Here is a 25,777-nt window from a genome sequence, read left to right on the forward strand (position 1 = left end):
TCCCAGTAGGGATTGATGTCAAACCGTTCGCAATCATCGTCTTCCGGATTACCCGGCACCTGCTGTCACCGCCCGTCCGTACCACTTACAGACAATAGATAGTCCGTCGCTGGCTGGGTCGTCGTCCGTCACTCCCCGCCCGGTTCCCGAACGTCGATCCAGAGGTGATTCGAGTACTCGGTGTCGTCCATCGAGGGTTCGGCGGGGACGTCGCCTCCGGGGAAGAGCAGCCAGACGACGCGGACGTTTTCGCCGGTGAACGTCGGCGACACGTTGTGGGCGTGGTGCCAGGACTGGTTGTGGTCGAGCGTCGTGGTGAACCGGTCGAGTTCGCGCTGGTCCTCGACGATCGTCTCGTACGTGACCGTCTCGTTCCCGCTCGCGTTGACCGATCCGGTGCCGCCGCTGGTCGTTCCGTTCTCGACGATCGAGACCCGCTGCTCGAGCACCAACACCGCGTAGTCGGTGCGCTCGTGCTCGTGGTTGTCGACGCCGACGACGATCTCGGACGAGTCGCCCGCGACCAGCTCCGTCGGGTAGTCGTCGGCGACCAGCTCGCCGTCGTCGTCCTCGGTGAGTACGTAGATCGCCGAGAACTGTTCGCCCTGGGGCGGGACGACGATGGCGTAACTGACGGCGCCGACGGCGAGGAGGATCGACGCCGCGAGCGCCACGTTGAGGATCGCGTCGGTCCGCGTCGCGGGGTGAAACACCTCGTCGTGACCGGCCCGGTACCACTCGCGATAGGGGACCCGAAAGCGCTCGTCCGGCGGGAGCTCCCACCGCCTGACGGCGGCGATCACCGTCGCGAGGAGGGTGAAGCCGCTCACGCTCGCTACGATCGGAACGAGCCGGATGCCCCACGGCGTGAAGTTGAGTACCAGCCCGATCAGGGGGGAGATGGCGATGCTCAGCCCGAACGAGAGGGCGACGCGCTCGATGCCGTCGATCCCCGATCGGCCCAGCCCCGGCGTCGGCCAGGCGGCGTCGGCAGATCCGGCCGAGTCCTCGTCGGTCGCGTCGTCCCCCGCTTCGGCGGCCGCCGAATCGGCGTCCCCCTCGTCCGCCGTCGGCGACTCGCCCGCCTCGGGAAAGAGCGCGGCGATGAAGGCGTAGCCGGGCAGGAACAGGACGAAGCCGAGGCCGAACACGATGCGCAGCGGCGTCTCCCGGACGACCGGCGCGAGCACGGTCACGTTCGTCGCGACGACGAGTACGACGACCGCGGCCAGGTCCGCGGGGAGGCGACGGACCGGGGCCGGAATCGAGAGCCACACCGAACGGGGGACGCGCATTCGTCACCCTCTAGCGAAGTGGGTACCAAAAGTGGGTCGGTCCGCGCCGCGATCCGCGCTCGACGTCTCGCCGGGCCGCGGTTCGAACCCGCCCGAACTCACCCCCCGGCGAAGCAGGGCCGTCGCCGGCGTTTTTGTCCCCTCGATCCGAACGGCCGGTATGACCGAAGACGCGGTCCACGTCGTCGCGGTCTCGGGGAGTCTGCGAGCGGAGAGCTACACCCGCCGCGGACTCGAGTACGCTCTCGACGCGGCGGGTACGGCGGGCGCGAGTACCGACCTGCTCGACCTGCGAACATTCGACCTGCCGCTGTTCGACGCCGACGACGATTCGGCGGGCGACGCGCCGGAACTCACCCGTCGCATCGGGGCGGCCGACGCCATCCTGCTCGGGACGCCCATGTACCACGGCTCGTACTCGTCGGTCCTGAAGACCGCGATCGACTACTGCGGGTTCGACGAGTTCGAGAACAAGACCGTCGGGCTACTCGCCGTCTCGGGCGGCAGCTTCCCCATCGGCGCGCTCGATCACCTGCGGGTCGTCTGTCGGGCGCTCGACGCCTGGACGCTGCCCCACCAGGCCGCGATCCCGAACGCCTCGAGCCGGTTCGAGGGTCGCGACCTCGTCGACGCGGACATTCGCCGCCGCGTCGAGACGCTCGGCGTCCGCGCGGTCCAGTTCGCCACGATCGAACCCGATCCCGCGTCCTTCGAGAGCCGGGAGAACGTCGGCGCCGGCGCGCACTCGGAGTGACAGGGCGTGACCTGGTGCCGACGGGCGGCCGCGGTCTCGCCCACCTTCGGTGCGTCGACGACCTCGTCGATCAGTCGTCCGCTGGCGCTCCGTCCCGGGTGTCCGACCCTGCACAGAGCCGTCGAGCCCGCTCGAGCACGGCTTCGGCGGTCGCCTCGTCCGTCGGTACGGGAGCGAACGTCGCGCGTTCGTAGCCCTCGGTGACGGTCCGCAGGTCGTCGACCCCCTCGCCGCGCTCGCGATAGTGCTCGAAGAACTCCCAGTGCGTCAGCCCCGACGGGTCGTCGATCCGCGCGCCGAGCGCGCTTCGAGCGGCCGCGTAGGCACGTTCGACGGCCGTCGCCGCGCGACCAGCTGACAGCGCCGATTCGGCGTCGGCGAGTAACGCGTCCCCCGCGGGTGCGCCCGGCGTCGCCGCGGGGATCGAGTCGGTCGTCTGTTCGTCGGTCGACCCGCTCTCGGTACCGGTCTCGTCGGTCGCCGTCCGGCGAGCCCGCCAGTACCAGACGCCGGCGCCCGCGAGGAGGAGCAGGAGGAGCGCGATGCCGGCGAGGACGACCGGCGAATCGAGGAGCCCGCCATCGGACGCCCCGGCGGCGACCGCGACGGTCGCCCCCTCGCTGGTGCCGGCGAGGTTGCTCCCGGCTCCGTCGAACGCGGCCTCGACGGTCACAGTGCCGTCCCCGTTCGCCCGGTGTTCGACGGTTCCGGCGAACGTGCCGTTCTCGTCGGTCTCGACGGTCGCGGCGGTCGTCCCGTCGACGCGGACGTCGATCGTCCGGCCCTCGACGGCGGTTCCGTCCGCGGCGAGCGTCCCGGCCACCCGCAGCGTCCGCGGCCCCGCTCGCTCGGCCGCCAGCGATAGCGTCGTGGCGGTCTCCGTCACGGTGAGCGTCGATTCCGCGTCGACGCCGACGGCGCCGGCGGCCCCTGTCGGCTCGACCCGCAGGGTCCGGTCGCCGTCCTCGACGGCCGCGGACAGTTCGACCGAGCCGTTCAGGGTGCCGGTCTCGTCCGTTTCGACCGTGCCGAGACGCTCGCCGTCGGCGACGACGTCGAGCGCGAGCCCGGGCACGGCGACCCCGTCGACCGACACCAGGCCCCGCGGCTCGATCCGATCGCCGAACGCCGCTCGATCCGGGGTCGCGGAGAGATCGAGATCCGCGTCGACGGGGTCGATCGACACGTTCGCAGTCGCCTCGCTTTCGAGGTACGGTGCGGTTCGTTCGGGGACGTACGCGACCCGGATCGCGTCCGCGTCGGCCGGGACGGAGACGGGCCGATAGGTGAGCGAGAACGCGCCCGTCTCGTCCGTCGTCACGTTCTGCGTCCGCTCGCCGACCGCAAGGCGGATCCGTTCGTTCGCGACCGGCGCTCCCTCGATCGTTTCGAGCGATCCGGTCATCGAGAGCGGATCGCGGAACGACGCCGTATCGTCGGCTGCCCGGACCGAGAGGATCGTCCCGACGAACACCCGATCGCGAACCGCCGCCTGCGTCTCCTGGACGTCCGCGTTGGCCGTCCGTATCGATTCGATCGTCGCGGTGAGGTTGACCTCGCTCTCGTTCCGGATCGACTCGTAGGTTGCGACGAGTTCGGCGGTCGACTGGTTGATCTCGACGGCGAGCCCCTCCAGTTCGCGGGCGATGCCACGGGCGCGTGTCTCGTTGCCGTCCAGCGTCTCGCGGTAGGTGTCGTGGGTCGCGTTGTAGCGCTCGAGTGCGTCGATGAGCGCCCGGTGCTCCTCGCTCGCACGCTCGACGTCGTCGGCGCGCTCGTCCCGTGCTTCCTCGTCAGCGACCTCGACGTAATCGGAGAGCAACTGCTCGTACTCCTCGTCGACGAACTCCCTGGCGAGGTCGTAGTCGCCCTCGGAGAGGTGGACCGAACTCCGCCCCAGTCGCGAGGCCAGTTCGCCCTCGAGCCACGACGAGAACGCCCCGCCGTCGGCTTCGCGCGCGTACTCGTCGGGATGTCGGTGCCTGACTGTCTCGTTGTCCGTCTGTGCCGACCCGGCGTCGGCGATGGAAGCGACCGCCGGACCGGTCGCGCTGGCTTCGAGTGCGCCGCCGCCTCCCGCAGCGGCCGCTGGCGCGGCCCCCGCGATCACCAGCAGGCAGACGACCAGCACGGCCCGGAGTCTGCGACGAGACGGCGACGCGTTCACTACCGGTCCCTTCGGCTTCCGGGCCATAAACCTGTTCGCTCGCGGGTCTGTCGGTCCGCCGCCGTACCCACCACCGAGCTGTCGACCGTCGCGTCGTTGCCGAGGCCGTTGCCGCCGCACCGTGAACGGCGAACCCGGCTTCGACGCGCCCGCGGGCCGAACCAGTAGGTTCAACAGTGTACCGACTGACACCGAAACCATGCGACCCACGCGCCGAGGGGCAAGCGCCTACGCACTCGCCGCCGTGCTGGTCGGCTACGCCGTCGTGGTGGCCGACCCGCTGGCACTCGCGGGTGCGACCCTCGTCGGCGCGTGGCTGCTCGCCGCGCAGTATCGCTTCCTGCGGGCGGCCCGCTCGACCGCCGACGGGCTGTCGGTTCGCGTCGAACCCGGCCGTCGGGCCGTTCGCACCGGGGCGACGACGCCGGTCGCGCTCTCGGTTTCGGCCGAAGCTCCGCTCGCGACGCCCGACGTGGCCGTCGAGGTGACGCCGCCGACCGCCGCCGTCGCGGACGAACCGCTTTCCCTCGCCGTCGATCCGGCCGAGCCGTCGGCCCGGACGACCGTCGACGTCGAGTGGCCGATCGCCGGGCGACACCGGTTATCCCGGCCGACGCTCACCCTTTCGGACGGGCTGTTCACCCAGCGGGTTCCGGTCGGCGAGCCCGCGACGGTGACGGTCGAGCCCCGCGGGCCGCGGTCGATCCACGTGGGCGCCGGCGGCGACCAGCTCGCCAGCACGTTCGGCGAGCACGCCGCGGGCCGGCGGGGCTCGGGGATCGAGGCGGCGGAGCTTCGCGAGTACCAGCCTGGCGACCTGCTGCGCCAGATCGACTGGAAGGCGACGGCCCGGCTCGCGACGCCGCACGTCAGGGAGTACGAGGCCGAGACCGATCGACGGACGATCCTCGTCGTCGACGAGCGCCCCCCGCTCGCGACCGGCCCGCCCGCCGAGTCCAAGCTCGCGTACCTCCGCGAGGTGGCTCTGGCCGTCGCGGCCAGCGCCCGCCGACTGGGCGATCCGACCGGTCTCGTGACGGTGAGCGAGGACGGCGTTCGCCGCGTCGACAGCGCCTCGACCCCGGACACGTACGGCCGCATCCGTCGAACCCTCCTCGACCTCGAACCGTCGGATCCGGCTCGCTCGACAGGAGCGTCGATCGCCGGGCGATCGGACCGATCCGCACCGGTCGCTCGCCGCCGAGCGCTCGCCGACCTCGGCGACGGCTCCGCATTTTCCCGCACGTTACGCCCGTTCTACGCCGATCGACCGCCGATGACGGCCCACGCCGAGGGTCGCCCGCTCTTCGAAGGCGTCACGCGGGCCCTCGCCAGCGAACCCGGCGACGCCTGGCTCGTCTGTTTCACCGACGACGCGACCCGCGACGAACTGCGAGAGACGATCACCTACGCTCGGCGCCGCGGCGCGACGGTGCTGGTCGTCCTCGCCCCGACCGTCCTCTACGAACCGGGCGGCCTCGCGTCGCTGGATCGCGCGCGGTCGCGCTACGCCGACTTCGAGGAATTCAGGAGCGAACTCGACCGCATCGACGGCGTCACGGCGCTCGAAGCCGGCCCCGCCGATCGCCTCTCGGCCGTCCTCTCGCGGACGACCGGCGGCTCGTCCGTCGGCCAGCGCGGGGACGCTCGACCCGGTGCCCCGGCCGGCGCCAACCGCTCGGGTGGTGGTCGACCGTGATCGATCGCATGCGTGCCCTGGTCGGTGTGGGCGCCGCCCGTGCTGGAGCTGGCGTCGACCCGCGGAACTCGGCGTGGCCGGTCGTCGGTGCACTCGTGGCCACGGCCGCCCTGCTTGCAATCGCGCTCGGCCCCGCCGGCCTCCTCGTCGCGCTGGTGACGATCGCCTGCTGGATCGCGCTCGCCCATGGCGGTCGGGCCGGCGTCTCCGCTCTCGCGGTCCCGTTCGCCGTCGCGGGCGGCCACGTCGCCCTCGCGGTGCTGGCCCCCGCGGACCTCGCCCCGCTCGCGATCGTCGCGATCGAGGCCGGATTCGCCGGCATCGTCGTCGCGTCGAGTCGCCCGCGGGGTCGGCCGACGGTCGCGGCGGTCGTCGCCATCGCCGGGCTCGGCGGCGCGACCTGGCTGCCCCTGCGAGCCGGGTCGCCCTGGCTGGCCGGCCTGGTGCTCCTGCTCGCGCTCTCGCTCGCGAGTTACGCCGTCCACCGGGTCACCCTCGTCCGGTTCGACCTCGTTTCCGACGCGGCCGACGAGACGGGAGCGTTATCGGCGACGACGCCGCCCGGGCCGGGTCCGGACGCGGCGACCGGCGAGACGAGTACTGCAGACGGCGGAGTCGATGCGGGCCCGCGCAGCGCTACCGACGGCGGAACCGGCTCCGACCCGACTCGACGCCCAGACACGACACACTCCGACGCATGAGCCAGACCGACACATCGCGAGACGACGCGGCCGACGCCGATCGCCACGCCGAAGGTTCGACCGCTTCAGCGGACGGCCCTGCCGAGGGCGAACCCGTCCGTGCGGAAGCCGGGTCGGCTCCGGGCGATGAGGCCGCCGGGGACGAGCCCGACCCCGAGCAACTCGCCGTCGAGCGCGACCTGTTGGCCGCGGAGAACCGCCGGCTGCGCGAGGAGTACGCCCGGGCCCGTCAGGTACGGTACCGACGGACGGCTCTCGGTCTCGTCGCGGTCGGGCTGCTCGCCCTCCTCGGCGGATTGCTCTTTCCCCAGGGCCGGGACGTCCTGCTCGCCCTCGCGGGCGTCGGCGTGATCGGCGGCCTGCTCACCTACACCCTCTCGCCCGGCCAGTACGTCGCCGCCGACGTCGGCGAGCGCGTCTACGGGGCCCAGGCCCGGAACGCGAGCGCGCTCGCCGCGGCGCTCGACCTGCGGGACGCGGCCTACTACCTCCCCGACGAACCAGGCGCCAGCCTCTTCGTTCCCCAGCGGGCCGAGCCGACGTTTCCCGACCCGGACGACGGCCCGATCGTCACCGACTCCGACGAACGCGGACTCGTCCTCGAACCCACGGGCGAGGGGCTCTACGAGGCCTTCGAGCGCGCGGTCACGGCCGACCCGGCCGACGACCCCGCGGTCCTCGCGACGCAGCTCGCGGACGCGATCGTCGAGCAGTTCGAGCTCGCGCGCTCGGCGACGCCGGACGTCGAACCCGGCCGCCTGACGCTCGCGGTCGAGGGCAGCGCGTTCGGCGACCTCGACCGGTTCGACCACCCGATCCCGTCCCTCGTCGCCGTCGGCCTCGCGCAGGCGGTCGAGGCACCCGTCTCCGTCTCCGTCGACCCCGGCGAGGACGGCGAATGGCTCGTCACCTGCCGGTGGGAGATGGACTGAGTCGGCTGGCCACAGATCGCTCGCCATCTCGGGTCGGCGACCGATCAGCACCGACAGACAGCACGTTACGTCAGACGCCCTGATCCCGAAACCGGCGGCAGTCGACTTCGACCGGCAATTCGTCGAAATCGTCGTCCGCGCCGACGACGAGCGTGGCTTCGATGTCGTGTGCGAGTGCGACGGCGTACGCGTCGGCGAGTGAGAGCTGCCCGTCGGCTTTTATCCGGCCGGCGAGGCGCCAGTCGGCTGCCTCGATTTGCACTCCCTGCCGATGGAGTGCTCGCACGTCCCTGTCGGCGACTCGCATCGAATCGTCGGTCGGTTCGTCGTCGGTCCCCTGGAACCGTGCGACGAGGTAGTACACCTCACTTGCGTTGGTTTCGGACAGGTGACATCCTCCTCGCCGTAAATGGCGAGGCTTCCCGTACTGCAGTTGGGATATTTGCCGGTCTACGACACGACCTGTTCTCTCGTGCGGAACATACCGCTCTCGCGGTCGAACAGGTAGGTCGATGGCTGTGCCACACAGCCGTTACTCCTATCCTCGCCATGAGGACTCGGAGTTATCTTCTGTCGCATGTTCTCCGCCCCGTTACAATCTGCGTTGGCTACCAATTCACATGACGAGCAGACGTACAAGCCACGATACTTCCGATTCGACTTCGTGTCGTCACCACATGCCGAACACGTTTTCGAGGTGTTCCACTCGTTCTCTTTCAGCACCTCGACGCCACGAATCTCGCCTTTGTATTCGAGGTACTGGGAGATGCGGTCGAACGCCCACGTATGGAGTTTCTTGTTACCAGTCTTGCCCCAGTCCGACTCGCGCACGTCTTCGGGCCAACTCACCGCGAGCGTGCCAACACCACGTTCAACACACTCCGTGATGATGGTATCCGTGAGAACGTGGTAGAAGTGGGTTTCACGGTCAGTGAGTTTCCGACGCGCCCACATCGACTTCTCAGACGGGCCATTCTCACCCTCAGTATCGTATTCGGATCGCTTGAAGTAGTGTTTGTCTTCTTTGAGGGAGTTACCAGGGTACAGGACGTACTCATCGGGGAAGGCGACGGTTGCGATATTCATGATGCCAAGGTCGATACCTGCAACACCGTCGCCTGCTGAGTCATTCGGATTGAGTTCGACTTTGCAGACGAAGTGCAGTTCCCACTCGTTGCCGTTCCAGACAGCACGAACGTTTTGCACTCGGGTGACTTCCGAGAGGTCGACGTCTGGTCGGGTCTGGTACTCACAAAGCAGGAAGTCCGACCAATTCCCCTTGAGGTTCGACCCTTTGCTGAGTCGGACACGGTTGTTTCCGGGGTCGTGTCTGAAGCCGTCTGCTTTGAACGTGATCGTGGAACGCGGTCGGGTATCGCCCTGTTTTCGGTAGCCGGGCGGATTCGTCTCTGGGTCTTTGTGTCGCAAGTCGAACCACGACTGGAAAGCGTCAGAAAGTTCTTCGATGACTTTCTGACTTGATTGTGCGTTCAAGTCTTTCCAGCATGACTGGTTCTTCATATACGATTTCAGCGTTCCCTCATCGGGGATTTCGCCGGTTGCATCCCAGATACGGTCTGCTGTCCATCGTGCGACGTTCCAGATTTTCGAGGCGGAATCTCCGAGTGAGTCGAGGCCATCGCAGACCTGATGCTGGTTCTGGATGGAACCAACGTAGGTGCGTGTGACCTCAATCGCCATAGATAGCCTATGTAGACAAAACTAATTAATGGTGTGGATGAGCGTGGAATATCTGGCCTGCAATCGTCCGTAGATTGTCGAGGGAGTGTCGTATTCTCTCCCGCCGTAAACGGTGGGAATCCCTCCTCGCAGAAAGATAGAGGTACGCGATGATCGCTTCGGCATCGAATACGTACTCGTCAGTCATTTCTCGTCGTCCGGACGCAATCGATCGGCCTTCGCCTCCTCGCGGCGTTTTTCCGCCGCTTTGTGTGCCCGCGCGCGTTTCAGGATCTCGCCGTCCTCGTGCTCCCCGGCGTGAATGCCGTGCAGTTCCTCGGGTGAGGGCACCGGCTCGATAACGATCCGGTCGTCCGCTTCGTAGACGAACACCGCTCCCGGCGTCTCGATCCCGAATTTCTCCCGTAACCGCTTCGGAATCGTCGCCTGCCCTTTCTGCGAGACGTTTACCACGGCGGGCTCGTTCGTACAACTGGACATCCTTGGTAGTACCTAGCTATCTGTGTAGTACTAAAGCTACTGCTCCCAACTAGATGGTGAAGGTACGAGCTAGGTGCTATATTCACACTGGAGAATCCGCAGCGCATTCCGCTATCCGGCACGAAGCCGACGGCGGCGCCGCGGGTGACGAGGGACATCGCCAGGACGACTCCCCGAGCGAGCGACCCACAGACAGACGGTCCCGGCCCACGAATCCGTCGCCCATGGACGTCACGGCCCTCACTCGCGAACTGGTGTCGATCCCCAGCCACGACGACGAGACCGCCGCGGGCGACCGGCTCGAAGCGTGGCTGCGCGCCGAAACGGACGCGTCGGTCGAGCGCGACGACGCCGGCAACGTCGTCGCCCGTCGCGGCGACCCGGACGGCCCGACGCTCGCCCTCGTCGGCCACCACGACGTCGTCCCGCCGGACGACTCGCAGGTGACGACTGGCGACTCGCAGGTGGCGGCGGGTGACGCACGTGGTACGGCGACCGGCGACGAGTACGTCGTCGAGGAGCGCGACGGGCGCCTCTACGGTCGCGGCACCGCGGACATGAAGGGCGCGGTGGCCGCGATGGCGCTCGCGTTTCGCGACGCCGAGGTGGCCGACGGCCGCGTGGCGGGCGGCGAGTCGAACGGCCCCGGAGAACTCGTCTTCGCGAGTTTCGTGGGCGAAGAGGTCGGCGGCGAGGGAGCCCGCCACGCCATCGAGCACGGCTTCGCGCCCGACGCCGCCGTCGTCGGTGAGGGCTCGACGAACTACTCGACCGACGGCGTGACGGACGTCGTCGTCGCTCACCGCGGTCGCCGGGGGAGTACGATCACCGCCCGCGGGCGGGCCGCCCACGCCAGCGAACCGGAGGCGGGAACCAACGCCATCTACCGGGCGAGCGACGCGGTCGACGTCGTGCGCGAACTCTCGGTCCCGACTGTTTCGGTCGCGGGTGAGTCGTTGTCGGGCAGCGTCGCCGTCACGGAGATCGACGGCGGGACGGCCTGGAACGTCGTTCCCGAGCGGTGTACGATCACCGTCGACGAGCGGACGGTGCCCGGCGAGCGCGCCACCCTCGAGCGCGTCGAGTCGATCGACGGCGTGACGTGGACCGTCGACCAGGACTTGCCGCCGATGGCCTGCAGCGACGACGACTTCGCGGAGTCGGTACTCGACGCCGCTCGCCGGGTCCACGACCGGCGCGGCGAGCCGGCACCGTCCCACGTCACGAAACCCCACGCGACGGACGCGGGCTGGCTCGCCGAGGCAGGGACGGCCTGCGTGATCTGCGGGCCCGCCGAACCCGGCGAGGCTCACACCGCCGACGAGAGTGTCTCGATCGACGTCCTCGAGCGGTGCCGGGCGGTCTACCGGGCGGTGGCGGAGGGCTGCGTCGGGTAGCGGCTGGGTCGAATCGCCGACGCGAGGGAGGGGTCGCCGTCTCGGGAAACTATTCCTCGAAGAAAGAATTATGTCCGTAGTCACACAAGACCGCGTATGTCCGACGGCGAGTCGACGAACGGTCCGCCCACCTTCGAGGATCCGTTTCGCGGTGACGACGTCGAGCAGCGCGTGTACGGGACGATTCTTCAGACGCGCGAACCGACGACGGCGACCGTAATCGCCGAGCGGGCGGACTGCGATCCGAAAACCGCGCGAAAGTACCTGGGCTGGTTCGGCGAACTCGGTATCGTCACCCGCTACGACGGGCAGCCGACCACGTACGAGCGCAACGATACCTACTTCGAGTGGCGACGGATCGACCGGCTCGCTGCCGACCACTCCGTCGACGCCCTCCAGCAACGCGTCCGGGAATTGACCGCGCGTATCGAATCCTACGAGGACGCCTACGACGCGTCGACTCCAGCCGCCGTCGACGCCGTCGCCGCCGCGGAAGCGAGCGACGACCGGACCATCGACGACGTCTACGGTGACCTGCGCGACTGGGAGACCGCTCGGGAGGAGCGAACGCGGTACGAACGCGCTCGCCAGCAACGAAGCGGGGCCGGAACCGAACGGGTCTCCGGCTAGAGACGTCGATGACACCGCCAACGGGGGATGGCGGCGGTCCGGCACCCATCGATCGCCCCATTCTCGAGTTTCTGGAGACGCGCCTCCGGGCGACTGACCAGGTCGCGGAGGCGGCCGTCACGGATGCGAGTGGCCATCTCGAACTTCGGGTTACGCTCGCCTCGTCGTACTATCCCGAATCCGTCGCGGCGGCGAACCTGAACGTCCGCTGGTACACGAACGACGATTTCTCCGTTCACTATCGGGAGTCTCACGCAGATCATACCTGGGAGTGCCGGTGGGACCGCCACCCGAATTCCCACAACACCCGCGATCGCTTCCACCCGCCACCCGATGCCAGTACCCCCGGCGACGACGCCTCGTGGCCGATCGACCACCGCGACGTATTACGGCTCATCCTCGACGAGGTCGAAACGCGGCTCCCGGAGCTTCGGTCGGGGTGACACCGATACGGTGGCGTTCGAGGGTGGATACGATCACGGGAGGATCGCCTGTTCCTGTGGTCGACTTCCCCGCCGCCCATCGGAATTTTGATCGAAATGAGAGACACTGTCCCGCTTTCGACGGGCCAAATACGGCGCACATTTTATACTACCCTATATGAAATATATTATAACAATATATGGTGGACGTTCCAGTATGCCGTCGTCGGGTGCTCGCAGCGGTCAGTGCGACTACCGTTTCCGGCTGCGCAAGTCGATTGCTGGCGGATTCTGGTACTGGAATCCGCATCGGGAATATCCAAATAGCGAACTGGGAAGATGAATTCGTGGAGTTTTCACTTCGAATTGAACGTAGTGGCGAGCAAATTTTCAGCGAGACAGTCGAACTGCCGGGAAATGAGGATACGATACTTGAGGAGGGGTGGGGAACTGAATTTGGCGAGTACGTACTCGTTTACTCCGATTCAAGAAATCCGAACGTGAATCGTCAATCGCTCGCTCCGTCGGACCATCCGCACGCGAATAACGGGGATTGTATAGATATTCGCTTCCATTGCCAACGGCGGATAACTGATTTCTTATTGGTCGATGAGGAAACGTGGTGGGGAACTTGTTAATTTGACACCGCTTGCTATACGCTCTTACACCCCGAGCACCGCGAGAACCGGCGCGACCACGAGGCCGACGAGCAGTGCCACAAGCAGCAAGAGCGGATAGACCACCACGAGCGCCACCCAGCCCAGATCGAGCGCGTGGACGAGGACGAGTTCGCCCGTCTCGAAAGCTCGAACGGCGACGTACCCGAAGTAGAGCAGGGATAGCGAAAGGCCGCTGCCGAGGAGGCTCCAGGTGGTCTTCTCGAACTCGCTCAACTCGCGCTCGCGATCCGTCAGGGCGCGGACGACCTGCAGACTCAGGAATCCCGGGACGAGACAGAGCACGCTGTAGATCAGGTTGACCGCGAGATCCGGGAATTCAACCATCGGCCCGACCGAGCCAGCCGACCTCGACGATGGGGGCGTTCTCGGCGATGCGAGCGGGCGTACTATCGCAGCCAAAGCCGGCCCGAGCAGCGTCGCCCGGGGCGAGGCGACGACGGCTGCTATCAGGAGAACCGGCGCGTACCAGGGTCGTGAGCGGTGCGGTCATACAGCGACCTACGATCCGTGATGTGTTAGTTGTTACCACAGAAAACTACCGGTCGTCGTGCCGATACCACGACGTTCATACCGGTGGACTCGCAAATACTGCCAATGGCGACGAAACAGGAGTCCGCGTCGGTTCCCGACGCGTACGCGGAACTCGAATCGCGCGTCGAACGAATCGCGAACATCACCGCCGGTGCCGGTGTCCTTCGCTGGGACCAAGAAGTGATGATGCCGGAGGGTGGCACGCCCGCGCGGGCGAAACAGCTCTCCACGCTCTCCTCGCTCTCCCACGAGGAACTCACCGATCCCGAGATCGGCGAGTTGCTCGACGAACTCGAGGACGCCGAGCTCGACGACGATCGCGCGGCCGTCGTTCGCGAGATCCGCCGGAAGCACGACCGGGCGACCAGCGTCCCCACGGAGCTCGTCGAGGAGATCTCCGAGGCGACGACCAACGCACATCCCGTCTGGACGGAGGCCAAGGAGGCGGCCGACTTCGAGACGTTCGCCCCGACGCTCGAGAACCTCGTCGAGCTCAAGCGCGAGTACGCCGCACACATCGATCCCGACGCGGATCCCTACGCGGTCCTCTTCGCCGAGTACGAACCCTACCTCGACCTGGAGACGGCCGAGCGAGTCCTCGAACGACTGCGCGACGAACTCGTCCCGCTGATCGACGCGATCGCCGACAGCGACGTCGAGCTGGGCGGCGCCTTCGACGGCGAGTTCGACGCCGACCGGCAGGAGGAACTCTCCCGGGACGTCCTCGACGCGCTGGGCTACGACTGGGACCGCGGCCGCCTCGACACCGCGCCGCACCCGTTCTCGACCGGGACGCAGTTCGACGCCCGGGTGACCACCCGCTTCGACGAGGAAGACCTGCTCGGCTCGATCACCTCGACGGTCCACGAGTTCGGTCACGCCAACTACACGCTCGGGCTGCCCGACGAGGGGTACGGCACGCCGCTGGGCGAGTCTCGCGATCTGACCGTCCACGAGTCCCAGTCCCGGCTCTGGGAGAACCACGTCGGCCGCTCGGAAGCCTTCTGGGAGTTCTTCCTGCCGACCGCCGCCGAGCGCTTCCCCGCGCTCGCGGACGTCTCGCCGCGCGCGGCCTACGAGGCGGCCAACCAGGTCTACGACGACAACGTCATCCGGACCGAGGCGGACGAGCTGACCTACCACATGCACATCATCGTCCGCTTCGAGATCGAGCGCGAGCTCATCTCGGGCGACCTGGACGTCGAGGACGTCCCCCAGGTCTGGAACGACAAGTACGAGGAGTACCTGGGCGTTCGCCCCGAGACCGACGCCGAGGGCGCCCTGCAGGACATCCACTGGAGCCACGGCTCGTTCGGCTACTTCCCGACGTACTCGCTGGGTTCGGTCCTCGCCGCCCAGCTGTACGCGGCTGCGGAGGACGAAGTAGGCGACGTCGACGCACAGGTTCGGCAGGGCGAGTTCGACGACCTCAACGGCTGGCTCCGCGAGAACGTTCACCGCCACGGCGCGAAGTACACCACGCCGGACCTGGTCGAGCGGGCCACCGGCGAGCCCTACAGCGCCGACGCGTTCATCGACTACGCGACCGAGAAGTACGGTCGCCTCTACGACCTGGACGGCTGAGGCGGTCGGCGATTCCCGGACGGCCGATTTCGACGGGCGAGCGTCGCCGGCCGAACTGGCGTTTCTGCGGTCTCGGCGTATCGAATGCTGCCGCCCGAGACGCTGGTTCTCAGGCCGACTCGTGACGGTGTTCCAGCGATGCGCGCTCGTCGGTCAGGTCCGTCACGTAGCGCGTCGCCCCGGCCGACTCGGCCCGGTCGATCGCGCTGGCGTAGTGCTCGCGGGCGCGGTCGGCGGCGCCGGTGTCGCGGGCGAGCCGGGCCAGTTCCCGGCGGACGCGGATCGCCGACGCGACCGATCGCTCGACGGCGTCCTCGCGAACGGCTTCGAGGCGGTCGCGAGCGGCGTCGTACTCGCCGGCGGCCCGGAGCGCGCCCCCGATCGTGATGCCGACGCGGACCGCCGCCGGCGCGTCCTCGTCGGGGACGGCCGCCTCCGCCCGCCTGGCGAGCTTGAGCGCCGCCGTCGCCTCGCCCGTGGCGAGACGCGACCGCGCAAGCTGATCGAGGACGTGACTCGTCGTCCGCGCGTCGTCGAGATCCGCGACGATGGAGCGCGCCCGCTCGCCGTGGGCGATCGCGCGATCGAGGTCGCCCGACGCTCGCGCGACGCTGCCCGCGTTCGCCGCCGCGAGGGCCGCGAGCCGATCGAGCTCGTCGTCGGCGGCGATTCGCTGGGCCGTCGCGACGTGGCGTCGCGCCGCCTCGAACCGTTCGCACACCGCGTAGGTTCGCCCGAGGTGGGCGTGACACTGGGCCCGTTTCTGGCGGTCTTCCGACTCGTCGATCCGTTCGAGGGCGCGTTCGAAGCCGTCGATGCCCGCGGGCACGTCGCCGGTCGCGACGTCGAGCAGGCTTCGATTCCACAGCGCGACCGCGGCCGTGTCGTCGTCGCCGGCCCGGTCGGCCAGCTCGCCCGCCTCGTCGTAGAGCGATCGAGCGCGCTCGCGATCGCCGTCGCGCTTGACGGCGTCGGCGAGGTTGTGCGTCGCGAGGATCCGGGCGCGGACGTTGCCCGTCCGCTCGGCCAGCTCGTGGGCCCGCTCGATGGTCTCGCGGAACGCCCCGGCGCGGCCGGCACGGCGGTAGCTGAGCGCCAGGTCGTTCAGACAGGTGGCGAGTTCGCGGTCCGCGCCGGCCCGTTCGAGGACGTCGACCGCTCGTTCGCCGCGTTCGATCGCGGCCTCGGTAGACCCCTGCCGACGCAGGGTGGATCCCAGACTCTGGAACGCGCGCCCGACCGAGCGGTCGAAGCCGATCGACGCGGCGTACTCGCGCTGGGTTTCGAAGCACTCGATCGCCGTCTCGTACTCGCCCCGCTTCATCGCGGCGCTTCCCAGGGCGTCGTAGAGCCAGCAGACTTCCTCCGTCACCTCGTCGCCGCCGACCTCGAGGCCGCGGCGGGCCAGCGCTTTCGCCCGCTCGTACTCGTTGCGCTCGTGATGCACGCGCGCCTGGTAGACGTAGCTTCGCCTGACACGGTCCGGTTCGTCGGTGGCCGATCGCACGTACCGAAAGTGCCGGTCCGCCTCGTCGTACGCGCCGCGCGTGTAGTGACAGTCGCCGAGGGATTCGAGGAGTTCGAGGACGGCCGAATCGCGCTCCTGCTCGCGGGCGAGCGAGAGCGCCCGCTCGTAGTGTGCCACCGCCACGTCGTGGGCGTAGACGGCCTCGGCGTCGGCCCCTGCCAGTCGATAGTGGACGAGCGCCGCGCCGGGCTCGCCGGCCCGCTCGAAGTGATCCGCGATGGACGCGTGGTTGGGATCCGCCTCGTCGGCCAGGCGGATCGCGACCTCGCGGTGGAGGTCGCGGCGCCGATCCGCGTCGATCGCCGACCGCGCGCCGCGGCGCAGACTCTCGCTGCGGAAGCGATAGCCGCCGGGCACCTCGCGCCAGACGGCCGCGTCGACCAGAAGGTCGGCCCGCTCTCGCACGGTCGCCGGGTCGAGCGCGGTGTGGGCGACGAGCTCGGCCATCGAGAACGGCTCGTCGAGGACGGCGCCGGCGGCGACGACCGACAGCGTCTCCGGTTCGAGGCGTTCGAACCGACTCCGACTCGTCTCCTCGACGACGTCCGGGACGGAAAGCGCCGCCGCGTCGGCGGGATAGCGATCGACGCGCGGGTCGAGCGCCCCGGTTTCGAGCGCGCCGGTCACCGTCTCGACGACGAACAGCGGGTTGCCACCCGTCTCGGCGTAGACGGCGTCCGTGAACTCCTCCGGCAGCCCGCGGCTGCCCAGTTCGGCCTCGATAAGCCGGGCCGTCGTCGCCCGGTCGAACGGAGCGAGTTCGACGACGGTCGGTTCGGCGCCCGTCGAACACGCCGCCGCGAGCGGGTCCGGCTCGGCCACCCCGTCCCGGGCGTGGGTACACAGGAGGGCGACCGGCGCCTCCTCGAGTTCGGCAGTCAGGTACGCGAGCAGGTCGATCGTCGCGCTGTCGGCCCACTGGAGGTCCTCGACGACGAATGCGACCGGCCCCGCGGCGGCCCGATCGACGAGCGCGTCGGCGACGCCCGCGAAGATCGACGCTCGCCGCGCGCGGTAGGTCGTCTCGTCCGGCGTCTCGAGCCCCGCCTCGACGTCGAAGGGGTCGTCTGCCGGGCCGGTGCCCGCCGCGAACGCGTCCCGGACCGGGCCGAACGGGACGTCACCACCCGGCGACGCCCTGCCGACGTACGTGGCGACACGGTCCTCGCGGACCCGATCGAGGACGGCTTCGACCACCGTCGTCTTGCCGACGCCGCGGTCGCCGGCGAGGACGATCGAGCGCGCCCCCGCGTCGGGGGTCGATTCGACGAGTTCGCGGAGGCGACCGACCTCGTCGGCACGGTCGACCACGTCGCTCGTCGGCGATTCGAGGACGAGTTCGCCCGACGGCGAACGCTCGACGAGGGCCGCGGCGACGGACCGGTCCGCGACCTCGGGCACGTCGAGCAGCGGACACGCGCGCTCGGCATCCCCGTCGACGATCGTGACGCGTTCGTCCCGAAGCGACTCGCGGAGGGCGGCCGCTCGCTCGCGCCCGACGTCGGTCAACGCGTAGCGGGTCCGCTCGCCGGGGCGGTCGGGATCGCTTTCGACCGACGCCGCGAGGAGCCCGTCCTCGGCCAGCGTCGAGAGGACCGACAGGAGTTGCACGCGATCGGCGAGCGACTCCCCGAACGCGATCGTCTCGGCCAGGTCGGCCGCCGAGGCGCTCGCCGCTCCGTCGACCCGTCCGCTCGGATCCAGCGCGAGAACGACGAGGTCTGCGACGTCGAAGGAGGCCATCGATCCGCGGGTTAGTCGCCGACCCGTAAAACAGTTCAGGCCCCTGATTCGTCGACTCGCTCTCCGACACAGCCCACCGGGACGCGGTCTCGCCCGCCGGCCCTCCTCACCGCCTGGTCGAGTCTATTTATCTGGAGTAGAATGGTCTCTAATATGAATAAAATAAATTTCCTCTGCCATATATTTGTGCTATTGCGCTTCACCGGACATTTGGCGTAGAGAAACGAGCCCTTGAAGCGACTGGCCCCGGCGACGGCGTGCGGTTTCGGGGCCCCGATCGGTCGGTCGCGGCATCGGAGCGGCCACGCCGTATCGGTCGGATTGAACGCCAAACCGCGGCTGGCGAACGGTGAACGGTGTGAACCCGTTTTAGTCCCGGGCGTCGCACGTTGAATCATGGGTGGGTGGCGTCGGACTGGGGGGTCCGCATCGGTCGACCAGCTCGAGTCAGTTCTCGAGGCGTGGGAGTACGGGTCGTCGCCGACGCCGGCGGCCGCCCTCGCGTCCTTCCTGCGCGAGCGGTATCCGGACGCCGCGGTCGAGCGACCGGGGCGGGCCGAAGCCGCGGACGTCGTCGTCGACGGCGTCGCCGTGCTGTTCGCCGCCGAGCTCGGCCAGCGATTCCGGACGCAGTTTCACGTCCTGGCCGATCGCTACGACGCCGTCGTCTGTTACTCGATCGGCGCCCACCGCGACGATCCGACGGAGTGGCGGGCGTTCACCCGTCGCTTTCGGGGCGAGACGATCCGGTTCGTTCGACGACCCGAGCCGGAACCGAACTCGCCGGGGCTGGCGGGTCCGATCACCGTCGCCGCCGTCCCGCTCGTGATGGCCGCGATCACCATCGTGCTGGCCGCTTCGACCGGCCTCTTCGCCACCTCGACCGGGCCGCTGACCGCCGACGCCGGGCTCGTCCTCGGCGCCGTCGCCCTCGGCGCCATCGCGACGGCGATCAGCCTGTTCGAACTCGCCAGACAGCGCCAACTCGGACTCGACACGCGGTAAACGCTGTGAGCGCCGGCGCGGGCTCGAACCCGCGTCGCGACCGGCCGCAACCTTCATTCCGAACCCGTTCGAACCGGCTCTACGACGACCCCCGAGACCCGCTCGGCGGACTCGCGAGGACCCCCATGACCGACCGGATCGACGCCCGAGAGCGAGACGACGAGTACTGGGACTGGGCAGCCGTCGCCCTCTTTCTCTTCCTGACGGTCGACCTGCTGACGTCGCTGGCCGCGCGCTCGGCCGTCGGCGTCGACGGCGAGGTGAATCCGCTGATGGCGCTGGTGCTCGACGAATCGCTCGCGGTGATCGTCGTCGCACACGTCCTCGTGCTGGTGGTCCTGGCGGGGCTCTTTCATGCCCTCTTCGAACTCGTCCGCGAACTGCCGGCTGCCTATCGTCGGCCGACGGCGGTCTCCGTCGAGTGCTTTCTCGGCCTGCTCGTGGCCGCCGGCTTCGCCGTCTTTGCGAACAACCTCGCCGTGATCGCCTTCGGTCGGGGCCTGTTCTAGGGGACACGGCGGTATCTGGCCGCGACGAGGCACGCACACCGCTCCGCCGAAAGGCCTCTTTCCGACACCCAAAGTGACTTATCGACGGCCGTACCGGTTCGTTGCATGCCAACGCCTGACGAATACGAGTCGGTCGACGCGGCGATCGACGATCTCGCGGATCGATACGCACGATACGTCTACCTCCAGGACGTCGGCAACCTCGTGCGCTGGGACCAGCAGGTGACGATGCCCGAGGGCGGGACGCCCGCGCGGGCGAAGCAACTCGGCGCCCTGTCGACGGCGAGCCACGAGTCGCTGACCGACCCCGAAATCGGGTCGCTGCTCGACGCGGTCGAGGGGTCTCTCCAACGCAATGATGGATCGCTGTCCGACGACGCGGCGATCGTCCGCGAGATCCGTCGCGAGTACGACCGGGCGGCGAGCGTTCCGGCCGAGCTGGTCGCCGAGCTCTCGGAACACCGGGCCGAGAGCCAGGCGGTCTGGCGGGACGCCAGGGCCGCGGCCGACTACGACGCGTTCGCGCCGCGACTCGAGAAGTTGATCGATCTCGAACGGCAGCGTTCGGCCGCCATCGACCCCGATCGCGACCCGTACGTCGTCCAGTACGAGGATCGCCAGCCGTTCCTCCCCCTGGAGCGCGTGGACGCCATCTTCGACGAGCTCCGCGAGCACCTCGTCCCGTTGCTCGACCGGATCCGATCCGCGGGCCGAACGCTCCCGGACCTGTTCGAGGGCACCTACGACACTGCGGCCCAGGAGGCGCTCTACCGCGACGCGCTCGACCTGCTGGGCTACGACTGGGATCGAGGTCGGCTCGACGTCTCCGCGCACCCGTTCACGTCGGGGACGCAGTTCGACAGTCGCGTGACGACCCGGTTCGACGAGTCGAGCCCGATTCCCGGCCTGCTGGCCACCGTCCACGAGTTCGGCCACGCCACCTACCAGCTGGGCCTCCGTGGGGACGCGTACGGCTCGCCGCTCGGACAGTCGCGCTCGGCCGGCGTCCACGAGTCCCAGTCTCGATTCTGGGAGAACCACGTCGGCCGCACGAAACCCTTCTGGGAGCTATTTCTCCCCACGCTGCAGGAGCACTTTCCGTCGCTCGAGGACGCGACCGTCGACGAACTCTACGCCGCGGTCAACCGGATCTACCCCGAGAACCCGATCCGCGTCGAGGCGGACGAACTGACCTACCACCTGCACATCATCCTCCGCTGTGAGATCGACGGCGCGCTCGTCCGGGGCGACCTCGACGTGGACGAGGTCCCCGGCGTCTGGAACCGGAAGATGGACGAGTACCTTGGCGTCGTCCCCGAGACCGACGCGGAGGGGTGTCTCCAGGACATCCACTGGTCCTCGGGCCTCGCGGTGTTTCACGGCTACACCGTCGGGAGCGTCCTCGCTGCCCAACTCGACGCCGCGATGCGCGAGGACCTCGACGTCGACGGCCTGATCCGCGAGGGCGAGTTCGACCGGCTTCGCGAGTGGCACGAAGAACACGTTCACCGTCACGGCCGGCGCTACCCGACCGACGAACTGATCGAGGAAGCGACGGGCGAGCCCCTGACAGCCGAGCACTTCATCGAGTACGTCGACGAGAAGTTCGCCGAGTTATACGGACTGTGACATCATCCGCGCCCTAAACGGAGAGGGATCGACGATGCCTCCGGCTGGCGGGCGGATCCCGACGACGGCGCGGCTTCCCGGCATGGGAATACCAGCTAAGGTTCGCCGTTGCTGGCAGCGGGTTCCGACCCGTGGAAAGTCGATAGGGGGTTCGACGGCGGACCGGACGGCGCCTCAGCCCCGTCCATCGCCACCGAGCCGGATCGCCCCGCACCTCCTGGGCCGAACTGGTTTCGCCGACCGTGCCGAGCGACCCGCCCGGGCCGCGAGGACTCGGTTCGCCGCAATAGCCCGTTCCAGCGCCGCAATAAGGCGGTTGCAATCGCTTCTTTCGAAAGATTGTAACCCCTACTGTCGAAAGTACGTATCGCTCTCTTGGCGGCGAGGTAGCGCGCCATCGTCGGGTTCGTCGCCAGGACCGATCGATCGCAGACCCGCGCGGACCGAACGATGAGGGGACGAGCCACGAAGGCGCGTTGCCGGTACTGGACCGACTCGGCCGCCGATCCGCTTCGTTCGACCGATCCCGCGTGCTCGAGCCGACGATCGCACGCCGCCGCGTACCGAACCGCCGAACCCGCGTTCCCAGCTCACCAATGACGCCGACCCCTCTACTCGAGACGCGAACCCTCGGCCGCGTCGTCGACGGCGACCGGATCCTCGAAGACGTCTCCGTCTCGGTCTCCGAATCGACGGTCCTGGCCGTCGTCGGGCCGTCGGGCGCGGGAAAGTCGTCGTTTCTCCGACTCCTCAACCGGCTCGACGAACCCACGGAAGGGACGGTGCTCGTCGACGGCGAGGACTACCGAGCGATCCCGCCGCGAACGCTCCGTCGGCGCGTCGGACTCGTTCCGCAGGATCCCGCGCTCGTCCCCGGAACCGTCTTCGAGAACGCGGCCCGCGGCCCGCTCCTGCGGGACGAGCCGGTCGACGAGGCGCGTCTCGAGGCGATACTCGACCGCCTCGGCCTCGACGGCTACGCGGATCGTGACGTCGAGACGCTCTCCGGCGGCGAGCGACAGCGCGTCGCGATCGCTCGCACGCTGCTGAACGAGCCCGACGTCCTCTTGCTCGACGAGCCGACCTCGCACCTCGACTCCGCCGCCGAAGAACGCGTCGAGGCCCTCCTCACCGGTCTCGTCAGCGATCTCGATCTCGCCGTCGTGCTGGTCACCCACGACGAGGCGCAGGCGCGACGACTCGCCGACCGCGTCCTGGTGCTCCGCGACGGGGAAGTCGACGGCGTCGGCCCGGTCGAGGAGGTGCTGGCCTGATGGCGCCGGTCGAGGAGTTCCTCGAGCAGTTCGTCGATCCCGTCCTCCTCAGGGGACTCTCGCAGGTCGCCGCCGCGTCCGTCCTCGCCGCGATCGTGATCGGGATCTCGCATTTCCGCGGGCTCACCCTCGAGCGCGAATTCGTCGTCGCCCTCGTCCGGGGGCTGATCCAGATCGTCGCGATGGGATCGATCGTCGGCGTGTTGCTGACGGTGGAGTTCGTCTGGAGCGGCGTCATCCTGCTGGGGATGATGCTCGGGGCGACGTGGATCACCAAAAATCGCGGCGCGGGACTGCCCGGCGTCGTCCGGGTCTCGTTCGTCGCGATCGTCTTCGGCTCGGGGCTCGTGATCGCCGTGATGACGCTCGCGGGAGCGATCGAGCCGACCGTTCGGAACCTCGTCCCGGTCGGGAGCATGATCATCGCCAACGCGATGCAGACGAACTCGCTCGCACTCGATCGGTTCCGGAGCGAGATCGCGTCGAACCGGGCCGAGATCGAAGCGGGACTGGCGCTCGGAGCGCCGCCGACGGCCGTGATCGCCCGACACGTCGAGACGGGCGTTCGGGCGTCGCTCATCCCGGTCATCGACTCGCTGAAGAGCCTGGGGTGGGTCTGGATCCCCGGCATCATGGCCGGGATGATCCTCGCCGGCGAGAACCCGGTCTACGCGGCGCTCTACCAGTTCGTCATCATGGCGATGATCTTCGCCGCCGGCGGGCTGACGAGCATGACCAGCAGCCTGCTGATCGGCCAGTACGTCTTCACCGACGCCGAGCAGTTGCGCCCCGTCGAGACGGAATCGAGTGGGTGACTCGCCGACCGGTCGGCGGCGTCGCGATCCCACTCGCTTTCGGCGGGCCGGGGGCCCAGTTCGCTCGGAGGCCGGCAGTTCGCTCAGACGCCGTCGACGCCGAGGATCTCGTCGACGACCGCCTGCACGCGCGTCGCCTCGCCGAACGAGACGAGGTCGCCGTCGCCCCCGTCCAGCGCGGTCACGAACGCGTCGATCAGCGCGAGTTCCGTCTCGCCGGCGTCCTCTGTGAGCACGCGCTCGCCGTCCTCGCCGGGATCGGCGACGAGTCGGTGCCACGCCCGCAGCGCCAGCGCCCCGTCGGTCCCCTCGACGGTGAGGCTGTTCTCCTCGCTGCCCGCACAGTCACAGAGCAGGTCGATCGTCCCGGGGACGGGTTCGTCCACGTCGACGGCGCCGCCCGCGCCGATTGGGCCAGCGGCTGTCGCGTCGACGGCGCCGCCAGCGTCGACGGTGCCGGTCGTGGTCGCGTCGTCACCGGCGACCCGCGCGCCGTCGCCGCCGGCGCGGAACGTGCCGACGATGGATTCCTCGTACGCTTCCGGGCCAGTGAACCGGACGTCCGCCGTCACGTCGCCGACGCCGCCGAACAGCTCCTGGGTCCCGAAGACGAGGTGACTCCCGACCTCCCGGAGCGGGCCGCCCTGGTCCCGGCCGGCGAGCCAGTCGACGTCCTGCCACTCCCGAGGCCACCGCGGAAAGCGAAACCGGAGGCTGACGCGTTTGGGCGCGCCGATATCACCGGCCGCGATCCGCTCGCGCAGCTCGAGGAACCCCGGCGCGTAGCGAAACGGGAAGTTGATCGCGGTCGTCCGATCGCTCTCGCGAGCGAGTGCAGTCAGCTCTCGGCCGACCGCGGCGGTCTCGGCGATGGGCTTCTCGCAGATGACGTGCTTGTCCGCGCCCAGCGCGGCCCGGACGACGGGCGCGTGGTGCTTCGGCGGGACGCCGACGTAGACGATATCGACCGCGTCGATCGCGACGAGGTCGTCGACGTCGGTTACCCCCTCGCAGTCGTACTCTGCCGCCATCGAGTCGGCCTTCGACCCGACGCGATCACAGACGACCCGGATCTCGGTCCGCTCGTGCTCGTCGAACGCGGCCGCGAGGCGCGACCCGATGACGCCGCAGCCGACGATCCCGACCTGATGCATGCACGGGTCGTGGTGCGCCCGAGGCAAGAAGGTGCGGATAGCGGCCACGCTGTGTTCGCTGCGGTGCCCAGTGCGGCCTCGCCACCCACCGAGAGTCGCAGAATCGTCCCGGCGCGGGACGTCGACTGCCCGTAGCCACACGACTTTGTGACTGGTGGTGCAACGAACCCGCATGGCGTCCGGACCGACCAACGAGAGCGACACGTTCGACATCGGCGGCGAGCTGACGGTCAGGCGACTCGGATTCGGCGCGATGCGGATCACCGGCGAGGACATCATCGGCCCACCGGACGACGAGGCCGAGGCGAAAGCCGTCGTCCGCCGCGCCGTCGAACTCGGCGTCGACATGATCGATACGGCGGACTCCTACGGCCCCGGTACGAGCGAGCGCCTGCTCGGCGAGGTGCTGGGCGAGGACGCGGCGGCTGACGACCGAGCCGCGGACGACGACCCCGTCGGCGCCGAGGACGCGGTCGTCGCCTCGAAGGCCGGGTTGCTCCGCAACCGCGAGGGCGACTGGATCGCCCACGGGGATCCGGAGTACCTCAAAAATCAGGCCCTGTGTAGCCTCGACCGGCTCCGGACCGACCGAATCGACCTCTACCAGCACCACCGACCGGATCCCGACGTCGACTTCGAGGACTCGATCCACGCCTTCGCGGAGCTGAAAGACGAAGGCGAGATCGGCCACGTCGGCCTCTCGAACGTCACCGTCGAGCAGCTCGAAACGGCGAGGGAGATCGTCGATATCGCGACCGTCCAGAATCGCTACAACGTCGGCTACCGCGAGGACGAAGCCGTCCTGCAGGCCTGCGAGGAGTACGGGATCGGCTTCATCCCCTGGGGACCGATGTACACCGTCGAGGACGAGGGCGTCGCCGACGTGCTGGCGGACGTGGCCGGCGGCCGCGACGCGACGCCCCGGCAGGTCGCGCTGGCCTGGTTGCTGGCACACTCGGACGTCACGCTCCCGATCCCGGGGACCTCGAGCGTCGACCACCTCGAGTCGAACGTCGCCGCGTCGCACCTGGCGTTGACCGACGAGGAGATGGCCGAACTGGACGCCGTCGCGGGCGAGTAGGCGTCCCGATCGCGTCGAACGATCGGGGCAGGGAAACGATATCGCACGCCCGTCGGCGATCTTCCC

Annotated in this window: 22 protein-coding genes and 1 pseudogene; 15 read left to right on the forward strand and 8 right to left on the reverse strand. The window is 68.8% G+C overall.

Annotated elements, in window-relative coordinates; translation table 11 throughout:
* Nucleotides 1–128 precede the first annotated feature (128 nt).
* Complete coding sequence (locus tag MXA07_RS03490) at nt 129–1,295, reverse strand: DUF1616 domain-containing protein (RefSeq protein ID WP_247730662.1); 1,167 nt, start codon at nt 1,293–1,295, stop codon at nt 129–131.
* A gap of 160 nt (nt 1,296–1,455) precedes the next feature.
* On the opposite strand from MXA07_RS03490, the gene MXA07_RS03495 reads away from it, so the two are divergent.
* Complete coding sequence (locus MXA07_RS03495) at nt 1,456–2,049, forward strand: NADPH-dependent FMN reductase (protein ID WP_247730663.1); 594 nt, start codon at nt 1,456–1,458, stop codon at nt 2,047–2,049.
* A gap of 70 nt (nt 2,050–2,119) precedes the next feature.
* Here MXA07_RS03495 and MXA07_RS03500 read toward each other — a convergent pair whose 3' ends face one another.
* Entirely contained in the window at nt 2,120–4,216 is a 2,097-nt protein-coding gene (locus MXA07_RS03500) for a hypothetical protein (protein WP_247730664.1), read from the reverse strand.
* Nucleotides 4,217–4,415: 199 nt separating this feature from the next.
* Here MXA07_RS03500 and MXA07_RS03505 point away from each other — a divergent pair, with 199 nt between their 5' ends.
* The 3 genes from MXA07_RS03505 to MXA07_RS03515 are packed head-to-tail and all read left to right on the forward strand — an operon-like array spanning nt 4,416 to nt 7,548.
* Nucleotides 4,416–5,915, forward strand: a complete 1,500-nt coding sequence (locus MXA07_RS03505; protein WP_247730665.1) for a DUF58 domain-containing protein — start codon at nt 4,416–4,418, stop codon at nt 5,913–5,915.
* On the forward strand, nt 5,912–6,616 hold the full coding sequence (locus MXA07_RS03510) for a DUF8163 family membrane protein (protein ID WP_247730666.1): 705 nt from the start codon (nt 5,912–5,914) through the stop codon (nt 6,614–6,616). The genes MXA07_RS03505 and MXA07_RS03510 overlap by 4 nt, the downstream gene beginning before the upstream one ends.
* Nucleotides 6,613–7,548 carry a DUF7982 domain-containing protein gene (locus MXA07_RS03515; protein ID WP_247730667.1) on the forward strand — a complete coding sequence of 312 codons (936 nt, stop codon included), beginning with the start codon at nt 6,613–6,615 and terminating at the stop codon, nt 7,546–7,548. The genes MXA07_RS03510 and MXA07_RS03515 overlap by 4 nt, the downstream gene beginning before the upstream one ends.
* 70 nt (nt 7,549–7,618) lie before the next feature.
* Here MXA07_RS03515 and MXA07_RS03520 read toward each other — a convergent pair.
* The 3 genes and pseudogenes from MXA07_RS03520 to MXA07_RS03530 form a co-directional block, all read right to left on the reverse strand.
* Nucleotides 7,619–7,936, reverse strand: a pseudogene (locus MXA07_RS03520) (PIN domain-containing protein); the annotation flags it as partial.
* A 62-nt stretch (nt 7,937–7,998) separates the two neighbouring features.
* Nucleotides 7,999–9,249, reverse strand: a complete 1,251-nt coding sequence (locus tag MXA07_RS03525) for an RNA-guided endonuclease InsQ/TnpB family protein (protein ID WP_247730669.1) — start codon at nt 9,247–9,249, stop codon at nt 7,999–8,001.
* 183 nt (nt 9,250–9,432) lie between these two features.
* A complete protein-coding gene (locus tag MXA07_RS03530) occupies nt 9,433–9,729 on the reverse strand; it encodes an AbrB/MazE/SpoVT family DNA-binding domain-containing protein (RefSeq protein ID WP_247730670.1) in 297 nt (98 codons plus the stop codon).
* A 224-nt stretch (nt 9,730–9,953) separates the two neighbouring features.
* Here MXA07_RS03530 and MXA07_RS03535 point away from each other — a divergent pair, with 224 nt between their 5' ends.
* The 4 genes from MXA07_RS03535 to MXA07_RS03550 all read left to right on the forward strand — a co-directional run bounded on the left by MXA07_RS03535 (nt 9,954) and on the right by MXA07_RS03550 (nt 12,816).
* On the forward strand, nt 9,954–11,126 hold the full coding sequence (locus tag MXA07_RS03535; protein WP_247730671.1) for a M20 family metallopeptidase: 1,173 nt from the start codon (nt 9,954–9,956) through the stop codon (nt 11,124–11,126).
* A 96-nt stretch (nt 11,127–11,222) separates the two neighbouring features.
* Nucleotides 11,223–11,756, forward strand: coding sequence for a DUF7342 family protein (locus tag MXA07_RS03540; protein WP_247730672.1), 534 nt, complete (start codon nt 11,223–11,225; stop codon nt 11,754–11,756).
* An 8-nt stretch (nt 11,757–11,764) separates the two neighbouring features.
* Nucleotides 11,765–12,199 (forward strand): toxin-antitoxin system TumE family protein, encoded by a 435-nt coding sequence (locus MXA07_RS03545; RefSeq protein ID WP_247730673.1) that lies wholly within the window; start codon nt 11,765–11,767, stop codon nt 12,197–12,199.
* A 179-nt stretch (nt 12,200–12,378) separates the two neighbouring features.
* Complete coding sequence (locus MXA07_RS03550; protein ID WP_247730674.1) at nt 12,379–12,816, forward strand: hypothetical protein; 438 nt, start codon at nt 12,379–12,381, stop codon at nt 12,814–12,816.
* A gap of 24 nt (nt 12,817–12,840) precedes the next feature.
* On the opposite strand, the gene MXA07_RS03555 is transcribed toward MXA07_RS03550, so the two are convergent.
* Nucleotides 12,841–13,182, reverse strand: coding sequence for a hypothetical protein (locus MXA07_RS03555; protein WP_247730675.1), 342 nt, complete (start codon nt 13,180–13,182; stop codon nt 12,841–12,843).
* Nucleotides 13,183–13,452: 270 nt separating this feature from the next.
* Here MXA07_RS03555 and MXA07_RS03560 point away from each other — a divergent pair, with 270 nt between their 5' ends.
* A complete protein-coding gene (locus tag MXA07_RS03560) occupies nt 13,453–14,973 on the forward strand; it encodes a carboxypeptidase M32 (RefSeq protein ID WP_247730676.1) in 1,521 nt (506 codons plus the stop codon).
* 109 nt (nt 14,974–15,082) lie between these two features.
* Here MXA07_RS03560 and MXA07_RS03565 read toward each other — a convergent pair whose 3' ends face one another.
* Entirely contained in the window at nt 15,083–18,244 is a 3,162-nt protein-coding gene (locus MXA07_RS03565) for an ATP-binding protein (RefSeq protein WP_247730677.1), read from the reverse strand.
* A 396-nt stretch (nt 18,245–18,640) separates the two neighbouring features.
* On the opposite strand from MXA07_RS03565, the gene MXA07_RS03570 reads away from it, so the two are divergent.
* From MXA07_RS03570 to MXA07_RS03590, 5 genes are all read left to right on the forward strand, one after another.
* Complete coding sequence (locus MXA07_RS03570; RefSeq protein ID WP_247730678.1) at nt 18,641–19,249, forward strand: hypothetical protein; 609 nt, start codon at nt 18,641–18,643, stop codon at nt 19,247–19,249.
* Nucleotides 19,250–19,374: 125 nt separating this feature from the next.
* Complete coding sequence (locus MXA07_RS03575) at nt 19,375–19,758, forward strand: hypothetical protein (RefSeq protein ID WP_247730679.1); 384 nt, start codon at nt 19,375–19,377, stop codon at nt 19,756–19,758.
* Between the two features lie 105 nt (nt 19,759–19,863).
* Nucleotides 19,864–21,387, forward strand: coding sequence for a carboxypeptidase M32 (locus MXA07_RS03580; RefSeq protein WP_247730680.1), 1,524 nt, complete (start codon nt 19,864–19,866; stop codon nt 21,385–21,387).
* A 596-nt stretch (nt 21,388–21,983) separates the two neighbouring features.
* Complete coding sequence (locus tag MXA07_RS03585) at nt 21,984–22,661, forward strand: ABC transporter ATP-binding protein (protein ID WP_247730681.1); 678 nt, start codon at nt 21,984–21,986, stop codon at nt 22,659–22,661.
* Complete coding sequence (locus tag MXA07_RS03590; protein WP_247730682.1) at nt 22,661–23,476, forward strand: ABC transporter permease; 816 nt, start codon at nt 22,661–22,663, stop codon at nt 23,474–23,476. Before MXA07_RS03585 ends, MXA07_RS03590 begins: the two co-directional genes overlap by 1 nt.
* Before the next feature lie 83 nt (nt 23,477–23,559).
* Here MXA07_RS03590 and MXA07_RS03595 read toward each other — a convergent pair whose 3' ends face one another.
* Complete coding sequence (locus MXA07_RS03595) at nt 23,560–24,630, reverse strand: Gfo/Idh/MocA family protein (protein ID WP_247730683.1); 1,071 nt, start codon at nt 24,628–24,630, stop codon at nt 23,560–23,562.
* A gap of 172 nt (nt 24,631–24,802) precedes the next feature.
* On the opposite strand from MXA07_RS03595, the gene MXA07_RS03600 reads away from it, so the two are divergent.
* Entirely contained in the window at nt 24,803–25,711 is a 909-nt protein-coding gene (locus MXA07_RS03600; RefSeq protein WP_247730684.1) for an aldo/keto reductase, read from the forward strand.
* Nucleotides 25,712–25,777: the final 66 nt, after the last annotated feature.

The organism is Halovivax limisalsi (genome assembly GCF_023093535.1).
In the GTDB taxonomy this organism is placed as follows: domain Archaea; phylum Halobacteriota; class Halobacteria; order Halobacteriales; family Natrialbaceae; genus Halovivax; species Halovivax limisalsi.

What these genes read in the sequence shown, in the direction of transcription:
- MXA07_RS03490 (WP_247730662.1), bottom strand. Translation starts at nt 1,295, where the DNA reads ATGCGCGTCCCCCGTTCGGTGTGGCTCTCGATTCCGGCCCCGGTCCGT.
- MXA07_RS03495 (WP_247730663.1), top strand. Translation starts at nt 1,456, where the DNA reads ATGACCGAAGACGCGGTCCACGTCGTCGCGGTCTCGGGGAGTCTGCGA.
- MXA07_RS03505 (WP_247730665.1), top strand. Translation starts at nt 4,416, where the DNA reads ATGCGACCCACGCGCCGAGGGGCAAGCGCCTACGCACTCGCCGCCGTG.
- MXA07_RS03515 (WP_247730667.1), top strand. Translation starts at nt 6,613, where the DNA reads ATGAGCCAGACCGACACATCGCGAGACGACGCGGCCGACGCCGATCGC.
- MXA07_RS03525 (WP_247730669.1), bottom strand. Translation starts at nt 9,249, where the DNA reads ATGGCGATTGAGGTCACACGCACCTACGTTGGTTCCATCCAGAACCAG.
- MXA07_RS03530 (WP_247730670.1), bottom strand. Translation starts at nt 9,729, where the DNA reads ATGTCCAGTTGTACGAACGAGCCCGCCGTGGTAAACGTCTCGCAGAAA.
- MXA07_RS03535 (WP_247730671.1), top strand. Translation starts at nt 9,954, where the DNA reads ATGGACGTCACGGCCCTCACTCGCGAACTGGTGTCGATCCCCAGCCAC.
- MXA07_RS03540 (WP_247730672.1), top strand. Translation starts at nt 11,223, where the DNA reads ATGTCCGACGGCGAGTCGACGAACGGTCCGCCCACCTTCGAGGATCCG.
- MXA07_RS03545 (WP_247730673.1), top strand. Translation starts at nt 11,765, where the DNA reads ATGACACCGCCAACGGGGGATGGCGGCGGTCCGGCACCCATCGATCGC.
- MXA07_RS03550 (WP_247730674.1), top strand. Translation starts at nt 12,379, where the DNA reads ATGGTGGACGTTCCAGTATGCCGTCGTCGGGTGCTCGCAGCGGTCAGT.
- MXA07_RS03555 (WP_247730675.1), bottom strand. Translation starts at nt 13,182, where the DNA reads ATGGTTGAATTCCCGGATCTCGCGGTCAACCTGATCTACAGCGTGCTC.
- MXA07_RS03560 (WP_247730676.1), top strand. Translation starts at nt 13,453, where the DNA reads ATGGCGACGAAACAGGAGTCCGCGTCGGTTCCCGACGCGTACGCGGAA.
- MXA07_RS03565 (WP_247730677.1), bottom strand. Translation starts at nt 18,244, where the DNA reads ATGGCCTCCTTCGACGTCGCAGACCTCGTCGTTCTCGCGCTGGATCCG.
- MXA07_RS03570 (WP_247730678.1), top strand. Translation starts at nt 18,641, where the DNA reads ATGGGTGGGTGGCGTCGGACTGGGGGGTCCGCATCGGTCGACCAGCTC.
- MXA07_RS03575 (WP_247730679.1), top strand. Translation starts at nt 19,375, where the DNA reads ATGACCGACCGGATCGACGCCCGAGAGCGAGACGACGAGTACTGGGAC.
- MXA07_RS03580 (WP_247730680.1), top strand. Translation starts at nt 19,864, where the DNA reads ATGCCAACGCCTGACGAATACGAGTCGGTCGACGCGGCGATCGACGAT.
- MXA07_RS03585 (WP_247730681.1), top strand. Translation starts at nt 21,984, where the DNA reads ATGACGCCGACCCCTCTACTCGAGACGCGAACCCTCGGCCGCGTCGTC.
- MXA07_RS03590 (WP_247730682.1), top strand. Translation starts at nt 22,661, where the DNA reads ATGGCGCCGGTCGAGGAGTTCCTCGAGCAGTTCGTCGATCCCGTCCTC.
- MXA07_RS03595 (WP_247730683.1), bottom strand. Translation starts at nt 24,630, where the DNA reads ATGCATCAGGTCGGGATCGTCGGCTGCGGCGTCATCGGGTCGCGCCTC.
- MXA07_RS03600 (WP_247730684.1), top strand. Translation starts at nt 24,803, where the DNA reads ATGGCGTCCGGACCGACCAACGAGAGCGACACGTTCGACATCGGCGGC.